Below are 16847 nucleotides of genomic sequence, written 5' to 3'. Positions count from 1 at the left end.
CGGTGGAACGTCCCACCACCCGGAGCCCTCGGGTGGACGTCAGCGGGCGATCGGGTCGCCCTGAACCTGTCGCAGACGCTCCGTCACTCCCGCACCTTGTGGGGGCGGGGGCGCACGACAGCCACGGGGCAGATGCCGTAGTGCAGGAGAGCGTGGCTGACGGATCCGAGAGCAAGACCGTGGAAGCCGCCCCGGCCACGCGAGCCGACGACCGCGAGATCGGCCCGGTCGGAGGCACGGACCAGCAGTGGCGCGGCTCCTCCGCGGACCACGTCACGCTCGACCTCGACATCGGGGAACCGCTGGACGAGGTCGCCGAGCTGTTCGTCCACTTCGCTCCGCTGCCGGGCCTCCTCCTCGTCCGGGTCGACCTCGGCCCCGTCGGTGCCGGCCGGATTCGGCATGCTCCACGCCCGCAACACCTGGAGACGCGCCCCACGCAGCGACGCCTCCTCGAATCCGAACTCCAGGGCGCTGTCGGAATGCGGGGAACCGTCGGTGCCGACAACCACTCTGCGATGGCCCGTGGTGATCTGCCCGACCACCACCACCGGGCCCGGCGACCTGCAGACCGACCGAACCGACCAGCAGGTTCCAGAAACCGCCCTCCCCCCGGGCGCCGAGCACCACACTGTGCGCCTGCTCGGACATCGCGCGGAGGATCTCGGCGGGGGAACCGGGGAACTGGGCCGACCCCACCTCCAGACCGGGATGGCTCTCCTTGATGATCGCCTCCGCCTCCTTCAGGATGCCCGCACCCCGTCGGCTGAGGCCCTGCGAGCGTCCGGGCGGGAAGAACGGGGCGTCGAACTCCCAGCCGGGCAGCACATGCACGATGTGCAACGGACAGCCGTGCAGTACCGCCTCGTTTCCCGCCCACACGAGGGCGCGCAGGCTCCGTCCGGAACCGTCCACTCCCACAATCACCGGATCATTCATCGCTCCTCCTGCCAGATCGTCGCGGCGAAACGTCGTAGTGCCCGGTTTTCCTGAGCCGACGGGCCCACGTCGCCGGTCCGGGGCCGCTCATGCCAACGGCTCCTACCATCCAGACTCGCGTGCCCCGCGCCTGCCTGCCATCGGTCGGGGCGACGTGCTCCGAGTGGTCCGGTCAGCCACAGAAGCCGACCGGGCGGTGTCCGTCGAGTACCGGCAGACGCCTGACCCCGGCACGGCGGAAGACCCGGTAGGCGGCTTCCAGATCGTCGGTCGCGTCGACCGTGACGGCAGGTGCGGACATGAACTCCGACACCGGCGTCTCCGGGTCGGTGCCCGTGGACAGTACCCGGACGGCCAGGTCCCGGTCGGTGACGACGCCGTGCAAGGTGTCGTCACCGACGACCAGCACACAGCCGACGGCCTCGGTCTCCATCCGGCGCGCTGCCTGCCGTGCGGTCGCCCGTGGCAGCACCGTGACCGGCGGGGTGATCATCACGTCGGCGATCCGCATCGCTACCGCTCCGGGGCGATCGACACGGCCGCGGCCTGCCGCACCAGCAGCGACGCCAGGTCCCCGGCCTCGCCGGGGGTCAACAGGATCCAGACCGCGTCACGGTCGTACGGCTCACAGGCGGTTTCCAGGACGATGCGGCCCTGGTCCAACGGCAGGACTTCCGGGGCGTACCGGGAGATCGCGATCGTACGGCCGCTCCGGGTGTGCATCAGGCTCTGCTCGAAGGGGACCTCGGTCTGCGGCATGGTGCGCCTCCCTCGGAATGCTTCTCGCCTCCCAGGGAAGCGCCGCGCCCGGCGTTGCGGCCAGGGCTGGCCGGTACCGGGCGGGTGGGCCGGTCGGCCCTGGCGGGTCGGGTATCTCCGTCGAACTCGCCCGGGTGCTGGGCCGCCTCCCCCGGCAGCTCGTCGTCTACGCCGTCGAAGGAGCCGACGGCAGTTTGGGCACCGGTCTGTCGGCACCGGTCGCGGCCGTCGTGGCACCGCTGGCCGAACGGATCGCGGCGGAGATCGCGCTGTGCCGGGTGCCCCCCTCGACGGCGCGGGACGGCGCTGTCCGTCCCTGAGGCCTGGGCGAACCGGCGCCCGGGGCGGGCGTCGGCCGTAACCGGAGAGCCGTCCCCGATCGCCCGTCCCCGGGCGGCCGTTCCCGCCCTGGTGGTCGCCACGTCTCCCCGGACGTTTCGAATCAGCGCGTCAGAAGTCGCCCGCCAGGGTCGGCGACCTGCCGCTGCCGACCCGGCGGCCGGTGATCTTCTCCGTGCGGACGCGTACCCAGAGCGGTCGGTCGCCGCCGGCCCACGGCGTGGTACCGGGCAGCCGCTGCAGGTGACGGACGGTGTCGGGGTCGTCGACGTGCTCGGCTCTGCCGAGGATGAGGACGCTCCAGCCCTGGCTCAGGTGATCGTCGATCCGGTCGACCTGGAACGCTACCGAGGCTCCGTCGTCCGGCGCCGCGGCGCCTTGTGCGGCTGTCCGGTAGACGATCGTCGCGGCGTCCACGGTGTAGTTGACCGGGAAGACCGCGGGGCCCGGTTCGACGGGCAGGGCGATCCGGCCCACACCGTGGGTACCGACCCTGTCCCAGCACTCGGCGGTGGTGAGGTGGACCAGCAGCGGACGCGGCCCGACGTCCGGCTGTCCCGGCGGGGCGTCGGCGCGCCCCTCGACCAGTTCCTGGTAGGTGAGCCGCAGGGCGGCGGCGATCCGCAGGAAGCCACCCGGGTCGAAGTCCGGTCCGGTCTCCAGAAGGTACTTGAGGTAGCGCGGCGCCATGGCCGCCTGGTTCGCCAGCACCTCATCGGTCAGGCCGAGTTGGGAACAGCGATCGGCGACCCTGCGCGCGACGGCTGCGGGATCGACGCGGCGGACGGCTTCGTTGTGGAGGTTCTGGTTCACCGTGTGCTCCTTGGCTCGCCGGTGTCGGGTTCACGTCCGGAAGAGTGCGACCTTGAGGGCGCCGTCGGTGCCCGCGTCGGCGAAGATGTCGTAGGCGGGGGTGCACAGCTCGAAGGATGCGGGGACGCCGACCGCCTCGATGGGGTCGCGCACCGCGGGGTCGGGAACGTCGCCCCAGGTCCGACGGCCCGGTCCGTGGTAGGTCAGCGCCTTCATGGCCTGGTCACTCCTGTCGCACCTTGCCGGAGCGCGACGGCTGCGGTGCCGTCCCGCCCTCCCTTCCAGCGTTCCTCGGGCAACGGGTGATCGCCATGGGCCGGGTGGGGCCGGCGGCTGGGGCCGATGGGCCCTGGTGGCCCAGCGGGACACGACGCGCCCGGGCCGCCGCGTCTAGTCTGGGCAGTGGCACCCGGCGAGTCTCGGAGGAACCGGTGGGCAGCGAAGCGGAGAGTTCGACTCCTCTGCCGCACCTGCGTCTGGACGACCTGCTGGACGAGCTCCAGACCAGGCTGAACGCCGCGCGCGGCACCCGGGACCGGGTGCACAGCCTGCTGGAGGCGGTCCTGGCGGTGGGCCGGGAGCTGGAACTGACCCAGGCGCTGCAGCACATCGTCGAGGCGGCGGTCACCCTGGTGGACGCCGGGTACGGCGCACTCGGGGTGATCGGTGAGGACCAGCGGCTCTCCCAGTTCATCCCGGTCGGTATGACCGACCAACAGGTGAAGCGGATCGGAGCGCTGCCGTCCGGTCACGGGGTCCTGGGCGAGCTGATCCGCAACCCGGTGCCACTGCGGCTCGGCCGGATCTCGGACCATCCGTCGTCCTACGGGTTCCCGGCCGACCATCCGCCGATGCGGAGCTTCCTCGGGGTGCCGATCCGGGTCAGGGACAAGGTGTTCGGCAACCTCTACCTGACCGAGAAGCGGGGCGGCGGCGAGTTCGACGCCGAGGACGAGTCGGTGCTCGCCACTCTGGCCGTGGCCGCCGGGGTCGCGATCGACAACGCCCGTCTGTACACGCAGACCAGGCTGCGCGAGCGCTGGCTGACGGCCAACGCGGAGATCACCAGCAGTCTGCTGTCCGGAAGTTCCGAGCAGCAGGTGCTCGACCTGCTGCTCGCCCGGGCGGCCGGGATCGCCGGCGCCGACCTCGCGGTGGTCGCGCTGCCACTGCCCGGCTCCGACGACCTGAAGGTGCGGACCGCCGTCGGACTCGGGGAACAGCAGCACCGCGACCTGGTCCTCCCGCTGGACGGCTCCTTCGTCGGCGCCGCCGCCCGGACCGGCGGGCTCGTGGTGAGCTGCGATGTACGGAACGACCCGAGGATCACCGTCGGTCCGCCGCGTTGGGAGGGCTTGGGACCCGCCGTCGCGGTACCGATCGGCATTGCGGGGCACGGGGTGCGCGGGGTGCTGATGCTGGCCCGCGCGACAGGATCGCCCGTGTTCGGTGAGGACGAGTCCGGGCCGTTGCTGGGCTTCGCGGGCCAGGCTGCGGTGGCCATGGAGCTGGGTGAGCGGCGTCGGGACTCCGAACAGGTCGGGCTGCTCCAGGAGCGCGACAGGATCGCCCGCGACCTGCACGACCTTGCCATCCAGCGGCTGTTCGCCACCGGGATGACCCTCCAGGGTGCCGTCCGCTTCATCGACCACCCGGAGGCCGCCGACCGGGTCCTGCGGGCGATCGACGACCTCGACGAGACCGCGAAGACCATCCGGGCCACCATCTTCGGCCTGCGCGCCCGCGAAGCCGGCCCCGCGTCGAAGGGGCTTCGTTCCCAGGTGGTCCAGGTGGTCGAGCGTGCGGCGCGGACTCTCGGCTTCGCGCCGGGTCTGCGGATGGCCGGTCTGCTCGATGTCACGGTGCCACCGCGGATCGTGGAGGGCACGGTCGCCGTGCTGGAGGAGGCGCTGTCCAACGCCGCCCGGCATGCCGTCGCGAGCGCGGTCGACGTGTCGCTGACGGCAGGATCCGACCTGACACTCACCGTCACGGACAACGGCGTGGGCCTCCCCGAGGACGGTCGACGCAGCGGGCTGGCCAATCTGGCCGAACGGGCCGTCGAGCTCGGCGGCACGTTCAGCGCCCGGGCACGGCCCGGCGGCGGCACCGAACTGGCCTGGCGCGTCCCGCTGCCCTAGGTTTCCCGGTCCAGGACATCGGCGGCCGCCAGGCGGGGCGTGGGCGCGCCCTCGGGGCCGTAGCCGAGCCGGACCAGCATCTGCACGTGCCCCGGCCGCTGGTGCGGCTCCCTGGTGGTCCAGCGCAGGTGCGGCCACTCCATCGCCTGGTGCAGGAGCGAGGCCCGGACACCGTGCACGGTGGCGGTCAGCAGGACGTGCTCCAGGGCGAGCCCGGTGCGCAGCCAGTCCTCGGGGCGGTCGTGCTCGGTGGTGAGCACCGCGATGCGCGGCTCGCGTTCGAACGACGCGAACGGTTGGTGCTCGGTGGGACGGATGGCGGAGAAGTCCCGCATCGGCAGCCGGCCGGCCCGGTCCTGCGGGCCCAGCGCGTGGACCGGGATTCCGTACGGCGGCTGGTCCCCGCTCCGGATCCAGCTGCGGCTCTCGGCCCGCTGCGCGGGGTCGGTGGTGCTGCGGCGCTCGGCCTCGGTGGTGATCTCCAGCAGCCGGGCCGTCTCCTGCCGGTCGGGCAGCTGGAGCGTGGCCCCCTCCACCCGCGCGGCCGCCACCAACTGGTCCAGGACGTCCGCCGGGACGGGCCGTCCGGTGAACGGGGTACGGATGGAGTGGCGGTGCCAGATCGCGTCGTACAGCTCCTCGGTGCCGGGGAGCCGCACGGGGGACGCCTCGTCCAGCCGGACGCCGGCGAACAGGTCCGGTTCGGCGGGGTCGGGCAGCAGGCGCACCACGGGTGCCCAGCCGAGGTGGCGGGCGGCGACCCGCAGATTGAGTACCGCCGCGCCGACGGAGATGTGCATCGCCCGCCCCTGGGGGTCCGCGGCCGGCACGGCACGCTCCCGCACGGCGCGCACCTCCAGGATCGAGGTTTCGGGCTGGAGCCGGAAGTGCCAGGGCTGGCTGTTGTGGATCGAGGGGGCGGCGACCGCGGCGGAGACCAGTTTCTCCAGGGCGGTGGCGTCGAGGGCGAGCGTGGACATGGCGGTCTCCCGGGGTGTGCCGTCAGCAGGAGGGCGGTCCGCCGCCGGGGCACGGTGTCCCCCGGCAGTTGCCTCATCCCCACCGTGCTGCCCGGACCCGGCTCCGCGCTTGGGCCGACCGGCTCTGTCGGCGGGGCCGGTCGGCCTCAGCGCGAACGGTCGGACCGGTGTTCCGGGTCGGCGTGGGCCGCGAGCACGGCCGCCTGGAGACGCCGTTCCACGCCCAGCTTGGCGAGCAGCCGCGAGACGTGGTTCTTGACGGTCTTCTCGGCCAGGTAGAGCTCCTGGCCGATCTGCCGATTGGTCTTGCCCTCCCCCACCAGGGCGAGGATCTCCCGCTCACGCGGGGTCAGCTGGGACAGGACCGTCCCGGTGTCGGTCTCCTCGTGGTGGCGCAGACTCTCCATGAGCTTGCGCGTGGTCGCCGGATCGAGCATGGACTGACCGGAGGCCACCGTCCGCACCGCGCCCACGAGGTCGGCGCCCTTGACCTGCTTCAGCACATAGCCTGCGGCACCCGCCATGATCGCGTCCAGCAGGGCGTCGTCGTCGTCGAAGGACGTCAGCATCAGGCAGACCAGATCCGGCATCCGGTCGCGCAGCTCCCGGCAGACGGTGACCCCGTCACCGTCCGGCAGACGGACGTCGAGGACGGCGACCTGCGGCCGCAGCGCCGGGATACGGGCGAGCGCCTGCGCGCAGCTGCCCGCCTCACCGACGACCTCGATGTCGGTTTCCGCTTCCAGCAGATCGCGCACCCCACGCCGGACCACCTCGTGGTCGTCCAGCAGGAACACCCGCACGGGCCCCGCGGACTCGGCGGGTTGCACGGGCTCGGTCACGTCCATCGCCGGCTCCCCGGGTGTTGGTGTCCTCTCCCCACCGATTCTGCGCGCCGGACCACCGCAGCGCACCGGAGGAGAAGGACCGGCCGTCCGGCTCCGCCCCGACCGGGTACCGGAAACGGTGGACGAGCGGCTCGGCTCGGCCGGGGAGCGGCCCGACGGCCCGTTGCGCAGACTGGAAGGACGCCGACAGCACGGAGGCCGCGCGTGGAACCGGACACCGCCACGACGACGGCGGCCAACGCCGCGATGCCCGATCCGTGGACCCTGTGCTACCAGGGCTTCGACCCGGCCGAGGAGGGGCTGCGGGAGGTCCTCTGCGCGGTCGGCAACGGCTACCTCGTCAGCCGGGGCGCCGCACCCGAGTCGGTCGCCGACTGCGTCCACTACCCGGGCACCTACCTGGCCGGCTGCTACGACCGCGCCGCCTCGACGGTCGCGGGCCGGGTGGTCACCAACGAGGACCTGATCAACACCCCGAACTGGCTGCCCCTGACCTTCCGCCCCGTCGGCGGCACGTGGTTCACCGGCCCGCCCGCCGAGCAGGCCCTGGAGCTCGACCTCCGGCGCGGTGTCCTGACCCGGACCGCCCTGGTGGTGGACTCCGGCGGGCGCCGGACCCGGCTTGTCCAGCGGCGGATCGCCAGCCAGGCGCAACCGCACCTGCTCGTCCTGCAGTGCACGCTGACGGCGGAGAACTGGTCCGGTCCGGTGGAGATCCGCTCGGAGCTGGACGGCACCGTCACCAACACCGGAGTCGCGCGCTACCGCGGCCTGGCCGACCGCCACCTCCTCCCCGTCGGCCAGGGCGTGGACGAGGACGGTCTGCTCTGGCTGGAGGTCGCCGCCATCGGGTCGCCGCTGCACATCGCGCTCGCGGCCCGCACCCGCCTGCACCACGCGGGCGGCGCGCCCGTCCCGGCCCACCGCACCGAGGAGTTCCGGGACGGCCGGGCGGCCCAGACCCTCGCGGTGGAGATCCGGCGGAACCGCCCGGTGACGATCGAGAAGACCGTCGCGGTCCACACCTCCCGCGACCCGGCGATCGAGGCGCCCCTGCCCGCCTCCCGGCTCCTGGCCGCGCAGGCCGCCGCCTTCGACCGGCTGCTGACCGAACACTCCGTGCGCTGGGCGGAGTTGTGGGGCCGCTGCCGGATCGAGGCGGACTTCGACGGCGCCGGCCCGCTGCACCTGAACCTGTTCCACCTGCTCCAGACGTACTCCGAGCACTCCGCCGACCTCGACGTCGGCATCCCGGCCCGCGGGCTGCACGGCGAGGCGTACCGGGGCCACGTCTTCTGGGACGAACTGTTCGTCCTCCAACTGCTCAACCCGCGCTTCCCCGAACTCGCCCGGGCCGTCCTGCGTTATCGCCACCGGCGGCTGGGCGCCGCCCGGCAGAGCGCCCGCGAAGCAGGACTGCGCGGCGCCATGTACCCGTGGCAGAGCGCGAGCGACGGCCGCGAGGAGTCCCAGCGGCTGCACCTGAACCCGCTCTCCGGCCGCTGGCTGCCCGACCGCAGCCACCTCCAGCGGCACGTCGGCTCGGCGGTCGCCTACAACGTCTGGCAGTACTACCAGGCCACCGGTGACATGGACTTCCTCGCCGAGGCCGGAGCCGAGATGCTGTTGGAGATCGCCCGGTTCTGGTGCTCGACCGCCACCTACGACCCCCGGCGGAAACGCTATTCGATCCGCGGCGTGCTCGGCCCGGACGAGTACCACGACGCCTACCCGTGGGCGGCCGGTCCCGGCCTGGACGACAACGCCTACACCAATGTGCTGGCCTCCTGGGTGCTGGCCCGCGCCCTGGACACCGTACGGATCCTCCCGGAGTACCGCCGCGACGAACTGCTGGAACGACTGGCGCTGGACAGCGCCGAGCTCGACCGCTGGCAGGACGTCGGGCGGCGTCTGCACGTCCCCTTCCACGACGGGGTGCTCAGCCAGTTCGACGGTTACCAACGGCTCGACGAACTCGACTGGACGGCCTACCGGCACCGCTACCCCGACCTGCGCCGGCTCGACCGGATCCTGGAGGCCGAGGGCGACACCGTCAACCGCTACCGGGTGTCCAAGCAGGCGGACGTGCTGATGCTCTGGTACCTGTTCTCCGCCCGCGAGGTCCGCGACCTGCTCCGGCGGCTCGGCTACCCTGCCGGGCACGAGCTGCTGCGCCGCACCACCGGGTACTACCTGCGGCGTACCGTCCACGGCTCGACGCTCAGCTCCGTGGTGCATGCCTGGGTGCTCACCCGCTCCGACCGCCGCGCCTCCTGGCGGTACTTCCGCGACGCCCTGGTGGCCGACCTCCGGGATGCCCAGGGCGGCACCACCGCCGAGGGCATCCACCTCGGCGCGATGGCCGGCGCGGTCGACCTGCTGCAACGCTGCTACACCGGCCTGGAGATCCGCGAGGACGCACTCTGGCTCGATCCCCGTCTGCCGTCCGCCCTTGGCCGCCTGGAGCTGGAACTCCGCTACCGCGGCCACTGGGGTGTGGTGATCGCCACCGACCGGCGGGCGGTGACGGTGAGCCTGCGGCAGAGCCGCCAGGAGCCCGTCCAGATCCGGTTCCGGGGAGCGCCGACCATCGTCCGGCCCGGTGAGCGACACACCTTCAGTCTGTGAGCCGGCCGGACCAGAGCAGTCCACCGTACGACGTGCGGTGCGCCGGCGTGGACCAGCCGGTCGATGCCGTACTCGTCCGGTCCGCCACTGGCGGTGATGCCCGGGGCCGAGCAGGTGTATCGCGGGCCGGGGTGCACCGACACGGTCGCACTGCGGGACGAGCCCGCGCCCGAGGACACCACCCCGCTGCTGGAGACGGTGATGTCGGGCGGTGAGCGGACCGCCGCACGGCCTCCGCTCGCCCGGGCCCGGGCCGCTTTCGAGACCGACCTGGCCCGGCTCCCCGCCGGTGCACGTCGGATCAACGCTCCGCAGCCGCCGGCCGTGGCCGTCTCCGGTCGTCTGCGCCGGCACACCGGCGACGTCCGGCGGCTGATCGAGAACCGGCTGCGGGCCGGACAACCGGTGCCCCGTGCGGTCCGGCCCTCCCGCATGGGGCCGGACGGCCCTCGCACCGAACGCCCCGGTCTCCCTACCGTGGGAGCAGGGCCGGTCGTCACGGACCGGCCGGCCGATCCGGTGGAGGAGCCATGACATCCGCCAGCGAGCGCCGCCCGGTCGTCCTCGGCGTGGACACCCTCACCCCGGGGAGGATGGTGGTGGCCTGGGCGGCCGACGAGGCCGACCGCCGCAGACTCTCTCTGCGGATGGTCCACGCCCTTCCGCCGGTGTCCGAGGATCCGCATGCCTTCAAGGAGTTGCGGGAGCGCGGCGACCGGGCCCTGGACGATGCCGCGGCCTTCGCCCGCCGACGGCACCCGAACCTGTCGGTGGCCACCGCCGTCAAGGAGGCGGCACCCGCCCCGCTCCTCTGCCGGGAGTCCGCCCACGCCGCACTCGTCGTCCTCGGCTCACGCCGGCTGAACCGGCTGGAGGAGGTGCTGAGCACGTCCTCGGTGACCGTCCCGGTGAGCGCCCAGGCCCACTGCCCGGTGGTGGTCGTCCGCGAACCCGAGCACGTCACCCAGGAGCCGCCGTACGTGGTGGTCGGTGTGGACGGCAGCCCGTCGTCCGGGGCGGCCGTCGACTTCGCCTTCGACCTCGCCGAACGGCGGCAGGCCGCGCTGCGCGCCGTCTGGGTCTGGCAGTCGCACCTGGACGGCCACGTCGACGAGGGCGCGGCCGTCCAGACCCTGCGGCGGCGGCTGGGCGAGACCACGGCCGGACGCCGGGCCGTCCACCCCGATGTCACGCTCACGCACGAGGTGATCCGCGGCCACCCCGTCGAGGAACTCGCCAAAGCCTCCGAGCACGCGCTCGCCGTCGTGGTGGGGCGTCGTGGGCGTGGCGGGTTCACCGGCATGCGGCTCGGGTCCGTCCCGCACGGCCTGCTGCACCGCGCCCACTGCCCGGTCGTCACGGTGCCCTCCGCCCCGGGCGGCGGACGCTGACCACCGGCGTCGCGGTCCCGGCCGGTCCGTCCGCCGCCGGGCCCGCTCCCCTCGCGGACTCGCGGCCCGTGGTCCCACGATGGAGGTACCGGACACGCCTCGCCCCCGTCCCGGCGGGCCGCGCGGACACACCGGCGGCACCGGTCCCCGTGGACGGGCCCGCGTGGCCCGCCCCCGAACGAACGGACGCGAACATGAACGAGGGCACCGCACCCCAGCCGGCCCGCACCAAACGGTGGACCCTTCGCCTGGACCTCTTCGAGGAGGGGGACGTCACCAAGGTGCACGCCGTACTCGACACCGGCGACAACACGCTGGAGAGCCGGACCACGGCCCGTCGCAACCCCCACGACGACCCCGTACCGGAGATCGGCGACGAGTACGCGGCGGGGCGGGCCCTGGTGGACCTCGGACACCAGTTGCTCCGCGCCGGTGTCACCGACGCGGCCACGAACGCCCCGTTCCCGCCGTCCTGACCTGTCGGCGCTGCCCCGCCACACGCGCTGCCCGGTGGCGGCCGTTCCGCTGTGGGCCAGGGTGCGGTCAGCCGGCCGGTGGCCCGCCGTCGTCGAGGTCCCAGGCGAGGACGGGCCACCGGCCCGGGACCTTCCGGCCCCTGCCGTGCCCGGCCTCCGGTGGTGTCATGGAGGTACGGGCGGCCGGCCCCGTCCCGTACCGACCGCAGGAGGACGGCATGAAAGCCGCCGTGGGAGACCGCATCATCGTCCAGGGCACCCGGCCGGGCGCCACCAGGAGGGACGGCGAGATCATCGGCCTGCACCACCCGGACGGCAGCCCGCCGTACGACGTGCGCTGGTCCGACAGCGACCGGGTGACGGAGTACTTCCCCGGCCCGGACGCCCGGATCCACCACTTCCGCCACGAGCACGAGGCCCCCGCCGCGCCCGTACCGCTCAACCCGCACCTCTTCGCCGACTGACGGGCCGAGCGACCGGCCCGCGCCGATGAACACGGTCGCCCGACGCCCGACGCCCGACGACCGGCTCCGGCGACTCGTCGAGGCCGGGTTGGCTCTCCGTCGCGACCGCGGCGGCCTCGGCAACGATGCCGGCGCCCCACCGCACCTTTCACGTGCCCCTCACGGCCAGACCCGCTCGGCCGCGCAACCCATCCACAGGGCGGCCGTCCGGCCCCGGCGGCGGGGCCGTCCGAGGAGCTCGACCGTCCGGGCAACGGCCTCCGGAACCCAGGCCGGCGCACTCGACGACCCCGGCCTACGAGGAGACGCCCCGGCGCACCGCGTAGGCGGCGGCCCCTGCGGCCAGGACAGCCGCGCCCGAGACGACCGCGGACGCCGGCAGGGCGAACGCCAGCACCAGGCAGCCGGCCAGACCGACTACGGGAACCAGCCTCGGCGGGCGGCCCTCGGCCCGGGTCAGCGTCCAGGCCGAGGCGTTCGCGACGGCGTAGTAGGTCAGCACCCCGAAGGACGAGAACCCGATCGCCCCGCGCACGTCCGCGGTCGCCGCCACCACCGCGACGACGGCGCCGACCGCGAGCTCGGCGCGGTACGGCACCTGGAACCGGGGGTGGACCGCCGCCAGAGCGTGCGGGAGGTGCCGGTCGCGGGCCATCGCGAGCGTCGTGCGGGAGACCCCGAGGATCAGGGCGAGCAGCGAGCCGAGCGCGGCCACGGCCGCCCCCGCCCGGACCACCGGGGTAAGCCAGTCCGCGCCCGCCGCCCGCACCGCCTCGTCCAGCGGCGCAGCGGCGCCGGCCAGGCGTTCGGACCCGAGCACCAGGAGGACCGCGACGGCGACGAGGGCGTAGACGACGAGCGTCATGCCCAGCGCGACCGGGACGGCCCGGGGGATGGTACGGGCCGGGTCGCGGACCTCCTCCCCGAGGGTGGCGATCCGGGCATAGCCGGCGAACGCGAAGAACAGCAGGCCGGCCGCCTGCAGCACCCCGTGCGCCGTGGCGTCCGCACCGATGTCCAGCCGGACCGCGTCCGCACCGCCCGAGGTCAGCGCGGCCGCCACGACGGCGGCGAGCACCGCGAGCACCATCGCGACGATCACCCGGGTCAGCCATGCGGACTTCTGCACGCCCGCGTAGTTCACCGCCGTCAGCGCCACCACCGCGGCCACCGCCACCGCGTGCGCCTGGCCGGGCCACACGTAGCCGCCCACCGTCAGCGCCATCGCGGCGCAGGACGCGGTCTTGCCGACGACGAACCCCCAGCCCGCCAGGTAGCCCCAGAACGCTCCCAGCCGCTCCCGCCCGTAGACGTACGTCCCGCCGGACTGCGGGTACCGGGCGGCCAGCCGCGCCGAGGAGGTCGCGTTGCAGTACGCCACCACCGCCGCGAGCGCCAGTCCCAGCAGCAGGCCTGACCCGGCCGCGGCGGCGGCCGGAGCCAGCGCGGCGAAGATCCCCGCGCCGATCATCGACCCCAGACCGACGACCACCGCGTCGAACACGCCCAGCTGACGGCGTAGTTGCGGCTGCGCGCTCTCGACCCGTCGTCCCATGACAAACCCCTGTATCGCCCCTCGATGACGGTGCACGGTATCCCACCTCGGCGACGGGACGGTTGCCCCTGGATGCGCCGGCCCCGGTCCGGCCGCCGACCGGACCCGATCCCGAGACCCCGCGGCTCTGTCCCGTGCCGCCGGGCCGGGCGGACAGCGTCCGGGGCCGGCGCATCCAGGGCAATCTGAGAGACGAGAAGCCCGCAGTGTTCCTGCCACCATGGGGAGAACCACGAAGTTGCCAGCCGGGCAGGAATTCCACGCGTCCCCCCGGATTCGGAAAGGCCTGCGGGGCGACCCGTACCGTCGAAAGGGAAGGCGATTACCCATGACCGATCCGAATGTGCTGAGCACGGTTCGCGTCCCGCTGGTGGAGGAGGCCGAGGCCGAGGGCCGGACGAAGGAGCTGTACGACGCGATCAAGTCGCGGATGGGCATCCCCTTCGTGCCGGACATGTTCCGGCTGGTCTCCAGCCGCCCCGACCTGCTGGAGGTCGTGATCGCCGGATACGGCGGAGTCTTCAACGACGGGGTGCTACCGCGCGCGACCCGCGAGATGATCTCCGCCTGGAGCTCCAAGGTCAACGGCTGCCCGTACTGCGTCGGCACCCACAACTGGTTCCTGGCCCAGTTCGGCGGCCCTCAGGAGCTGACCGACGCGATCGAGAACTCCCCCTCGGTGGAGGAGCTGCCGATCGACGAGCGCACCAAGGCGCTGATGCGCCTGGTCACCAAGGTCGGCACCGGCGCCTTCCGGATCACCGACGAGGACTGGGCTGCGACCGAGGCCGCCGGCTGGAGCAACGAGGAGATGCTGGAGGCGGTGTTCACCGCCGCCCTGTTCGCCTTCATCAACCGCCTGGTGGACGGCCTGGGCCTGGGCAACTCGGTGACCCGCAGCCGGATCGCCTCGCAGCCGGAGGACGCCACCGTCTCCGAGGAGCGCCTGGCGGAAGGCAGGTGAGCGGCCCTCGCCCGCGGTCCTGCTGACTGGCGCCTCCTCCAGCACCGGCATGTCCTCCGTCACTATCTTCCTGGGCCCGCTGCCGCCGAACGCCCAGGCCAGGCCAGGCGCTCGGCCCGGTGCTCCGGGTGCTGATCGGCCTGATGCGCGCGTCCGTCCGGGCGACGGCCACGCCGGGCACGTCGCTGTCGCTGCTGCCGGCCGCGCCGCTGCCGCCGGACCTGGACCGGGCGGCGGCCGATCCGCGGATCGCCGACGCGCCGGCCCGCGGCACGGCGGCCGTCGACCGGGTCGGCGCCGAACCGGTGCCCGAGCCGGTCCGGGAGGTGGTGGCCGCCGAAACAGCCCGCCGGGACGGCACCGACCCCGGCCTCGGCCGGGCCCGGCTGGACGCCCCGCTGGGCGAACTTCCGTCGGGCGAACGCCCGGTGGGCGAACTCGCGCTGCTCACCGCGCCGGACCTGCCGGCACTGCCGGAGCCCGACTCCCTGCGGCGGCCCGCCCCCGGCACCGCCCCGGTACACGCGCCCGCCCTGACCGGGACGTGAGGGGCCGCCGCACGGCGCGCGGCGGCCGGACCCGCTCAGCGCCCGACGAGCGGCTCCACCTCGGCCGCGGGCGGCGCGAACGGGCCCCAGGCGAACGCCTCCGCCCACTTCCCGGCCGATCCCCCGGACCACTCCAGGCCCTCGATCTGCGGCCAGGTGCGGCGGCCGGTCAGCGACCGGAACACGTCCACCGCCACCCCGCGCACGGTAGCGGCGGGGGCGCCCTCGCCCACCACCCAGGCCCGCCCGGGGGTCTCGATCCGCAACGCCGGCAGCCCGCCGCCGTGCACCGCCAGGCCGAAGCCCATGGTGCTCAGGTCCAGCGCACCGTCGAACGCGGGGTGCGCGGTCGGCTCGGCGGGCGCGTCCAGCCCCAGCCGCAGGTCCAGCTCGTGCGAGAACACGTCGAGCAGCAGGATCCGCCGGCGCAGCTCCGGGGTATGGCCCAGGGCCTCGAGCAGCGCGCCGTCCAACCCGTCCCAGCGGTCGAGCAGTTCGGCCGCCGGGACGCCCTCCAGCGGGCCCAGGTCGATCTGGCTGTCCTCCAGGGCGACGAACGACTCGCAGATGTGCACCAGGTGCCCGATCAGGTCCCGCACGCTCCAGTTCGGACAGGCGGACACGCCGACGGCGGCCGGGTCCGGCAGCCCGGCCACCAGGGTGGCGATCGCCTTCCGGCTGCGCCGGTAGGCCAAGTGCTGCTCGGCCGGATCGTGCTGGGTCTGCGCCGCTGTCACGGTCGTCTCCTCTGGTTCCGGGGCGTCGCGCGGCGCCGCCGTCATGATGTGGTCAGTTCGCCCGCGGCGCCCGCCTGGCGCCGCGTCAGCAGACCCGTACGGTACAGCCGGTGGACGATGTCGGCCATCGCCTCCTCGACCGGCCGGGGCACGGGGCCGCCGGCCGTGGCGGCCGCCACGGCGGGCACCGCGTGGACGCAGGTGCAGGCCGCGCCGAACTCGGCCGGGATGTGCCGGGCCCACCAGCGCTGCACGGCGTCGGCGAGCCGGGCCGCCGGGAGCGTGGCGTGGCCCGTCCGGCCGGCAGCCACCGACTCGTTCGTTGTTCTGGCACGGCGCCTCCCGGTCCCTCGTGGCGGGCGGGCCGAACCGGCCCGACAGCGAGGAAACCAGCCGCCGAGTGGCCGATCTATACGTGATATTGCCCAATGCGGCCGCGCCCCTCGCCGGGCGGGCCGAGGTAGGTCTGGGCGATGCCCAGCCAGTGGTCGGCCGCCGCGCCGACGGCGGTCAGCGCGAGGTCGTCGCGGTGCCTGCGACGGGTGACGAGCAGACAGAAGTCCGCGGCCGGGCCGCAGATCCGCTGCTCGGCCTCCTCGGGGCCGAAGGCCCAGGAGACGCCGGACGGGCCGGTCAGCTCGAACCGGAACGGCTCGGCGGGGGGCTCCAGGCCGCGGGCCCGGTAGGCCAGGTCCCGGGTCCTGGTGCCGAGGAAGGCGATGTGGCCGATCCGATCGGTGAAGGCGTACGGGACGCCCAGGGCCTCGTGGACGTCCTGGCCGTGCGCGAACAGCTCCATCAACGCGACCGCGGCGAGCACGCCGGCCGGCAGCGGACCGGCCAGCCACGGCACCGGTTCGCGCCGGGGAGCGGCGGCGAGCCCCTTCTCGGCGGCGGCCCTCTGCTCGGCCCAGCGGCGCAGCAGGTCGGGGACGGGCTCGGCGAGGCCTTCGGCGAGCCGGGCCGCCATGCCGGTCCCGAAGTCCTCCCGGATGGGCGCGGTCTCGGCCTCGAAAGCGACCGGGTCGCGCACCCCGAGGTCGATCAGGTGGCTGACCAGCGCCAGGTGCGCCACCTGGTGCCGGACCGTCCAGCCCGCGGCCGGGCTCGGCGCGGACCACTGGTCGGGCGACAGGCCCGTCACCAGCCGGGCGAGTTCGGCCCCTTCCGTCGCCAGGTCGGCGCAGACGTCCTGCATTGCGGTCATGTGGCCATTCCCTTCCTTGCCGAAGCGCGCTCAATCCGATCCCGCGTTCATTTTCCGG

At 73.9% G+C, this 16847-nt stretch carries 19 protein-coding genes and 2 pseudogenes; 9 read left to right on the top strand and 12 right to left on the bottom strand.

Annotated features, from left to right (window positions below):
* Nucleotides 1-83: 83 nt before the first annotated feature.
* The 4 genes and pseudogenes from AB0P06_RS30070 to AB0P06_RS30055 all read right to left on the bottom strand — a co-directional run bounded on the left by AB0P06_RS30070 (nucleotide 84) and on the right by AB0P06_RS30055 (nucleotide 1698).
* Nucleotides 84-512 (bottom strand): universal stress protein, encoded by a 429-nt coding sequence (locus tag AB0P06_RS30070; RefSeq protein WP_363612832.1) that lies wholly within the window; start codon nucleotides 510-512, stop codon nucleotides 84-86.
* A 58-nt stretch (nucleotides 513-570) separates the two neighbouring features.
* Nucleotides 571-939: pseudogene (locus AB0P06_RS30065) on the bottom strand (universal stress protein); the annotation flags it as partial.
* A 172-nt stretch (nucleotides 940-1111) separates the two neighbouring features.
* Nucleotides 1112-1450, bottom strand: coding sequence for a CBS domain-containing protein (locus AB0P06_RS30060; RefSeq protein WP_363612830.1), 339 nt, complete (start codon nucleotides 1448-1450; stop codon nucleotides 1112-1114).
* A 2-nt stretch (nucleotides 1451-1452) separates the two neighbouring features.
* Nucleotides 1453-1698 (bottom strand): hypothetical protein, encoded by a 246-nt coding sequence (locus tag AB0P06_RS30055; RefSeq protein WP_363612828.1) that lies wholly within the window; start codon nucleotides 1696-1698, stop codon nucleotides 1453-1455.
* Between the two features lie 104 nt (nucleotides 1699-1802).
* On the opposite strand from AB0P06_RS30055, the pseudogene AB0P06_RS30050 reads away from it, so the two are divergent.
* Nucleotides 1803-2018: pseudogene (locus tag AB0P06_RS30050) on the top strand (peptidase M52); the annotation flags it as partial.
* A 130-nt stretch (nucleotides 2019-2148) separates the two neighbouring features.
* Here AB0P06_RS30050 and AB0P06_RS30045 read toward each other — a convergent pair.
* Both AB0P06_RS30045 and AB0P06_RS30040 read right to left on the bottom strand, forming a co-directional pair.
* The gene (locus tag AB0P06_RS30045; RefSeq protein WP_363612826.1) at nucleotides 2149-2850 is read right to left on the bottom strand and encodes a pyridoxamine 5'-phosphate oxidase family protein; all 702 of its coding nucleotides are present in this window, start codon (nucleotides 2848-2850) and stop codon (nucleotides 2149-2151) included.
* A 30-nt stretch (nucleotides 2851-2880) separates the two neighbouring features.
* On the bottom strand, nucleotides 2881-3066 hold the full coding sequence (locus AB0P06_RS30040; RefSeq protein ID WP_363612824.1) for a hypothetical protein: 186 nt from the start codon (nucleotides 3064-3066) through the stop codon (nucleotides 2881-2883).
* Nucleotides 3067-3281: 215 nt separating this feature from the next.
* Here AB0P06_RS30040 and AB0P06_RS30035 point away from each other — a divergent pair, with 215 nt between their 5' ends.
* Nucleotides 3282-4991, top strand: coding sequence for a GAF domain-containing protein (locus tag AB0P06_RS30035; protein ID WP_363612822.1), 1710 nt, complete (start codon nucleotides 3282-3284; stop codon nucleotides 4989-4991).
* Here AB0P06_RS30035 and AB0P06_RS30030 read toward each other — a convergent pair.
* Complete coding sequence (locus AB0P06_RS30030; RefSeq protein ID WP_363612820.1) at nucleotides 4988-5971, bottom strand: nitroreductase family protein; 984 nt, start codon at nucleotides 5969-5971, stop codon at nucleotides 4988-4990. The genes AB0P06_RS30035 and AB0P06_RS30030 overlap by 4 nt on opposite strands.
* A 146-nt stretch (nucleotides 5972-6117) precedes the next feature.
* Entirely contained in the window at nucleotides 6118-6819 is a 702-nt protein-coding gene (locus AB0P06_RS30025) for a response regulator transcription factor (RefSeq protein WP_363612818.1), read from the bottom strand.
* A 204-nt stretch (nucleotides 6820-7023) separates the two neighbouring features.
* Between AB0P06_RS30025 and AB0P06_RS30020 the strand changes: the two genes are divergently transcribed.
* From AB0P06_RS30020 to AB0P06_RS30000, 5 genes are all read left to right on the top strand, one after another.
* On the top strand, nucleotides 7024-9447 hold the full coding sequence (locus tag AB0P06_RS30020) for a glycosyl hydrolase family 65 protein (RefSeq protein ID WP_363612816.1): 2424 nt from the start codon (nucleotides 7024-7026) through the stop codon (nucleotides 9445-9447).
* 63 nt (nucleotides 9448-9510) lie between these two features.
* Nucleotides 9511-9981, top strand: a complete 471-nt coding sequence (locus AB0P06_RS30015) for a hypothetical protein (RefSeq protein WP_363612814.1) — start codon at nucleotides 9511-9513, stop codon at nucleotides 9979-9981.
* Nucleotides 9978-10838 carry a universal stress protein gene (locus AB0P06_RS30010; RefSeq protein WP_363612812.1) on the top strand — a complete coding sequence of 287 codons (861 nt, stop codon included), beginning with the start codon at nucleotides 9978-9980 and terminating at the stop codon, nucleotides 10836-10838. The genes AB0P06_RS30015 and AB0P06_RS30010 overlap by 4 nt, the downstream gene beginning before the upstream one ends.
* A gap of 194 nt (nucleotides 10839-11032) precedes the next feature.
* Nucleotides 11033-11314, top strand: a complete 282-nt coding sequence (locus tag AB0P06_RS30005) for a dsRBD fold-containing protein (protein ID WP_363612810.1) — start codon at nucleotides 11033-11035, stop codon at nucleotides 11312-11314.
* Nucleotides 11315-11532: 218 nt separating this feature from the next.
* Complete coding sequence (locus AB0P06_RS30000) at nucleotides 11533-11778, top strand: DUF1918 domain-containing protein (protein ID WP_363612808.1); 246 nt, start codon at nucleotides 11533-11535, stop codon at nucleotides 11776-11778.
* Nucleotides 11779-12073: 295 nt separating this feature from the next.
* Here the strand turns inward: AB0P06_RS30000 and AB0P06_RS29995 are convergent, their stop codons facing one another.
* Entirely contained in the window at nucleotides 12074-13333 is a 1260-nt protein-coding gene (locus AB0P06_RS29995) for an APC family permease (protein WP_363612806.1), read from the bottom strand.
* Between the two features lie 328 nt (nucleotides 13334-13661).
* Here AB0P06_RS29995 and AB0P06_RS29990 point away from each other — a divergent pair, with 328 nt between their 5' ends.
* Both AB0P06_RS29990 and AB0P06_RS29985 read left to right on the top strand, forming a co-directional pair.
* Complete coding sequence (locus AB0P06_RS29990) at nucleotides 13662-14297, top strand: peroxidase-related enzyme (RefSeq protein ID WP_363612804.1); 636 nt, start codon at nucleotides 13662-13664, stop codon at nucleotides 14295-14297.
* Nucleotides 14298-14416: 119 nt separating this feature from the next.
* A complete protein-coding gene (locus tag AB0P06_RS29985) occupies nucleotides 14417-14845 on the top strand; it encodes a hypothetical protein (RefSeq protein ID WP_363612802.1) in 429 nt (142 codons plus the stop codon).
* A 35-nt stretch (nucleotides 14846-14880) separates the two neighbouring features.
* Here the strand turns inward: AB0P06_RS29985 and AB0P06_RS29980 are convergent, their stop codons facing one another.
* The 3 genes from AB0P06_RS29980 to AB0P06_RS29970 all read right to left on the bottom strand — a co-directional run bounded on the left by AB0P06_RS29980 (nucleotide 14881) and on the right by AB0P06_RS29970 (nucleotide 16789).
* Complete coding sequence (locus AB0P06_RS29980; protein ID WP_363612800.1) at nucleotides 14881-15582, bottom strand: maleylpyruvate isomerase family mycothiol-dependent enzyme; 702 nt, start codon at nucleotides 15580-15582, stop codon at nucleotides 14881-14883.
* Nucleotides 15583-15623: 41 nt separating this feature from the next.
* Nucleotides 15624-15893 carry a hypothetical protein gene (locus AB0P06_RS29975; protein ID WP_363612798.1) on the bottom strand — a complete coding sequence of 90 codons (270 nt, stop codon included), beginning with the start codon at nucleotides 15891-15893 and terminating at the stop codon, nucleotides 15624-15626.
* 98 nt (nucleotides 15894-15991) lie between these two features.
* Nucleotides 15992-16789: a TIGR03084 family metal-binding protein gene (locus AB0P06_RS29970; protein WP_363612796.1), complete on the bottom strand. Its 798-nt coding sequence runs from the start codon at nucleotides 16787-16789 to the stop codon at nucleotides 15992-15994.
* Nucleotides 16790-16847: the final 58 nt, after the last annotated feature.

This window comes from Kitasatospora sp. NPDC088351 (assembly GCF_040685575.1).
In the GTDB taxonomy this organism is placed as follows: domain Bacteria; phylum Actinomycetota; class Actinomycetes; order Streptomycetales; family Streptomycetaceae; genus Kitasatospora.
The sequence above is the reverse complement of the archived record's forward strand: the minus strand, read 5'-3'. Positions and strand labels throughout refer to the sequence as shown.

Bases quoted from the DNA above. Each gene is read 5' to 3' on its own strand.
- AB0P06_RS29995 (WP_363612806.1), bottom strand. From the start codon at position 13,333: ATGGGACGACGGGTCGAGAGCGCGCAGCCGCAACTACGCCGTCAGCTG.
- AB0P06_RS29990 (WP_363612804.1), top strand. From the start codon at position 13,662: ATGACCGATCCGAATGTGCTGAGCACGGTTCGCGTCCCGCTGGTGGAG.
- AB0P06_RS30010 (WP_363612812.1), top strand. From the start codon at position 9,978: ATGACATCCGCCAGCGAGCGCCGCCCGGTCGTCCTCGGCGTGGACACC.
- AB0P06_RS30015 (WP_363612814.1), top strand. From the start codon at position 9,511: ATGCCGTACTCGTCCGGTCCGCCACTGGCGGTGATGCCCGGGGCCGAG.
- AB0P06_RS30000 (WP_363612808.1), top strand. From the start codon at position 11,533: ATGAAAGCCGCCGTGGGAGACCGCATCATCGTCCAGGGCACCCGGCCG.
- AB0P06_RS30030 (WP_363612820.1), bottom strand. From the start codon at position 5,971: ATGTCCACGCTCGCCCTCGACGCCACCGCCCTGGAGAAACTGGTCTCC.
- AB0P06_RS30025 (WP_363612818.1), bottom strand. From the start codon at position 6,819: ATGGACGTGACCGAGCCCGTGCAACCCGCCGAGTCCGCGGGGCCCGTG.
- AB0P06_RS30005 (WP_363612810.1), top strand. From the start codon at position 11,033: ATGAACGAGGGCACCGCACCCCAGCCGGCCCGCACCAAACGGTGGACC.
- AB0P06_RS30060 (WP_363612830.1), bottom strand. From the start codon at position 1,450: ATGCGGATCGCCGACGTGATGATCACCCCGCCGGTCACGGTGCTGCCA.
- AB0P06_RS30055 (WP_363612828.1), bottom strand. From the start codon at position 1,698: ATGCCGCAGACCGAGGTCCCCTTCGAGCAGAGCCTGATGCACACCCGG.
- AB0P06_RS29970 (WP_363612796.1), bottom strand. From the start codon at position 16,789: ATGACCGCAATGCAGGACGTCTGCGCCGACCTGGCGACGGAAGGGGCC.
- AB0P06_RS30040 (WP_363612824.1), bottom strand. From the start codon at position 3,066: ATGAAGGCGCTGACCTACCACGGACCGGGCCGTCGGACCTGGGGCGAC.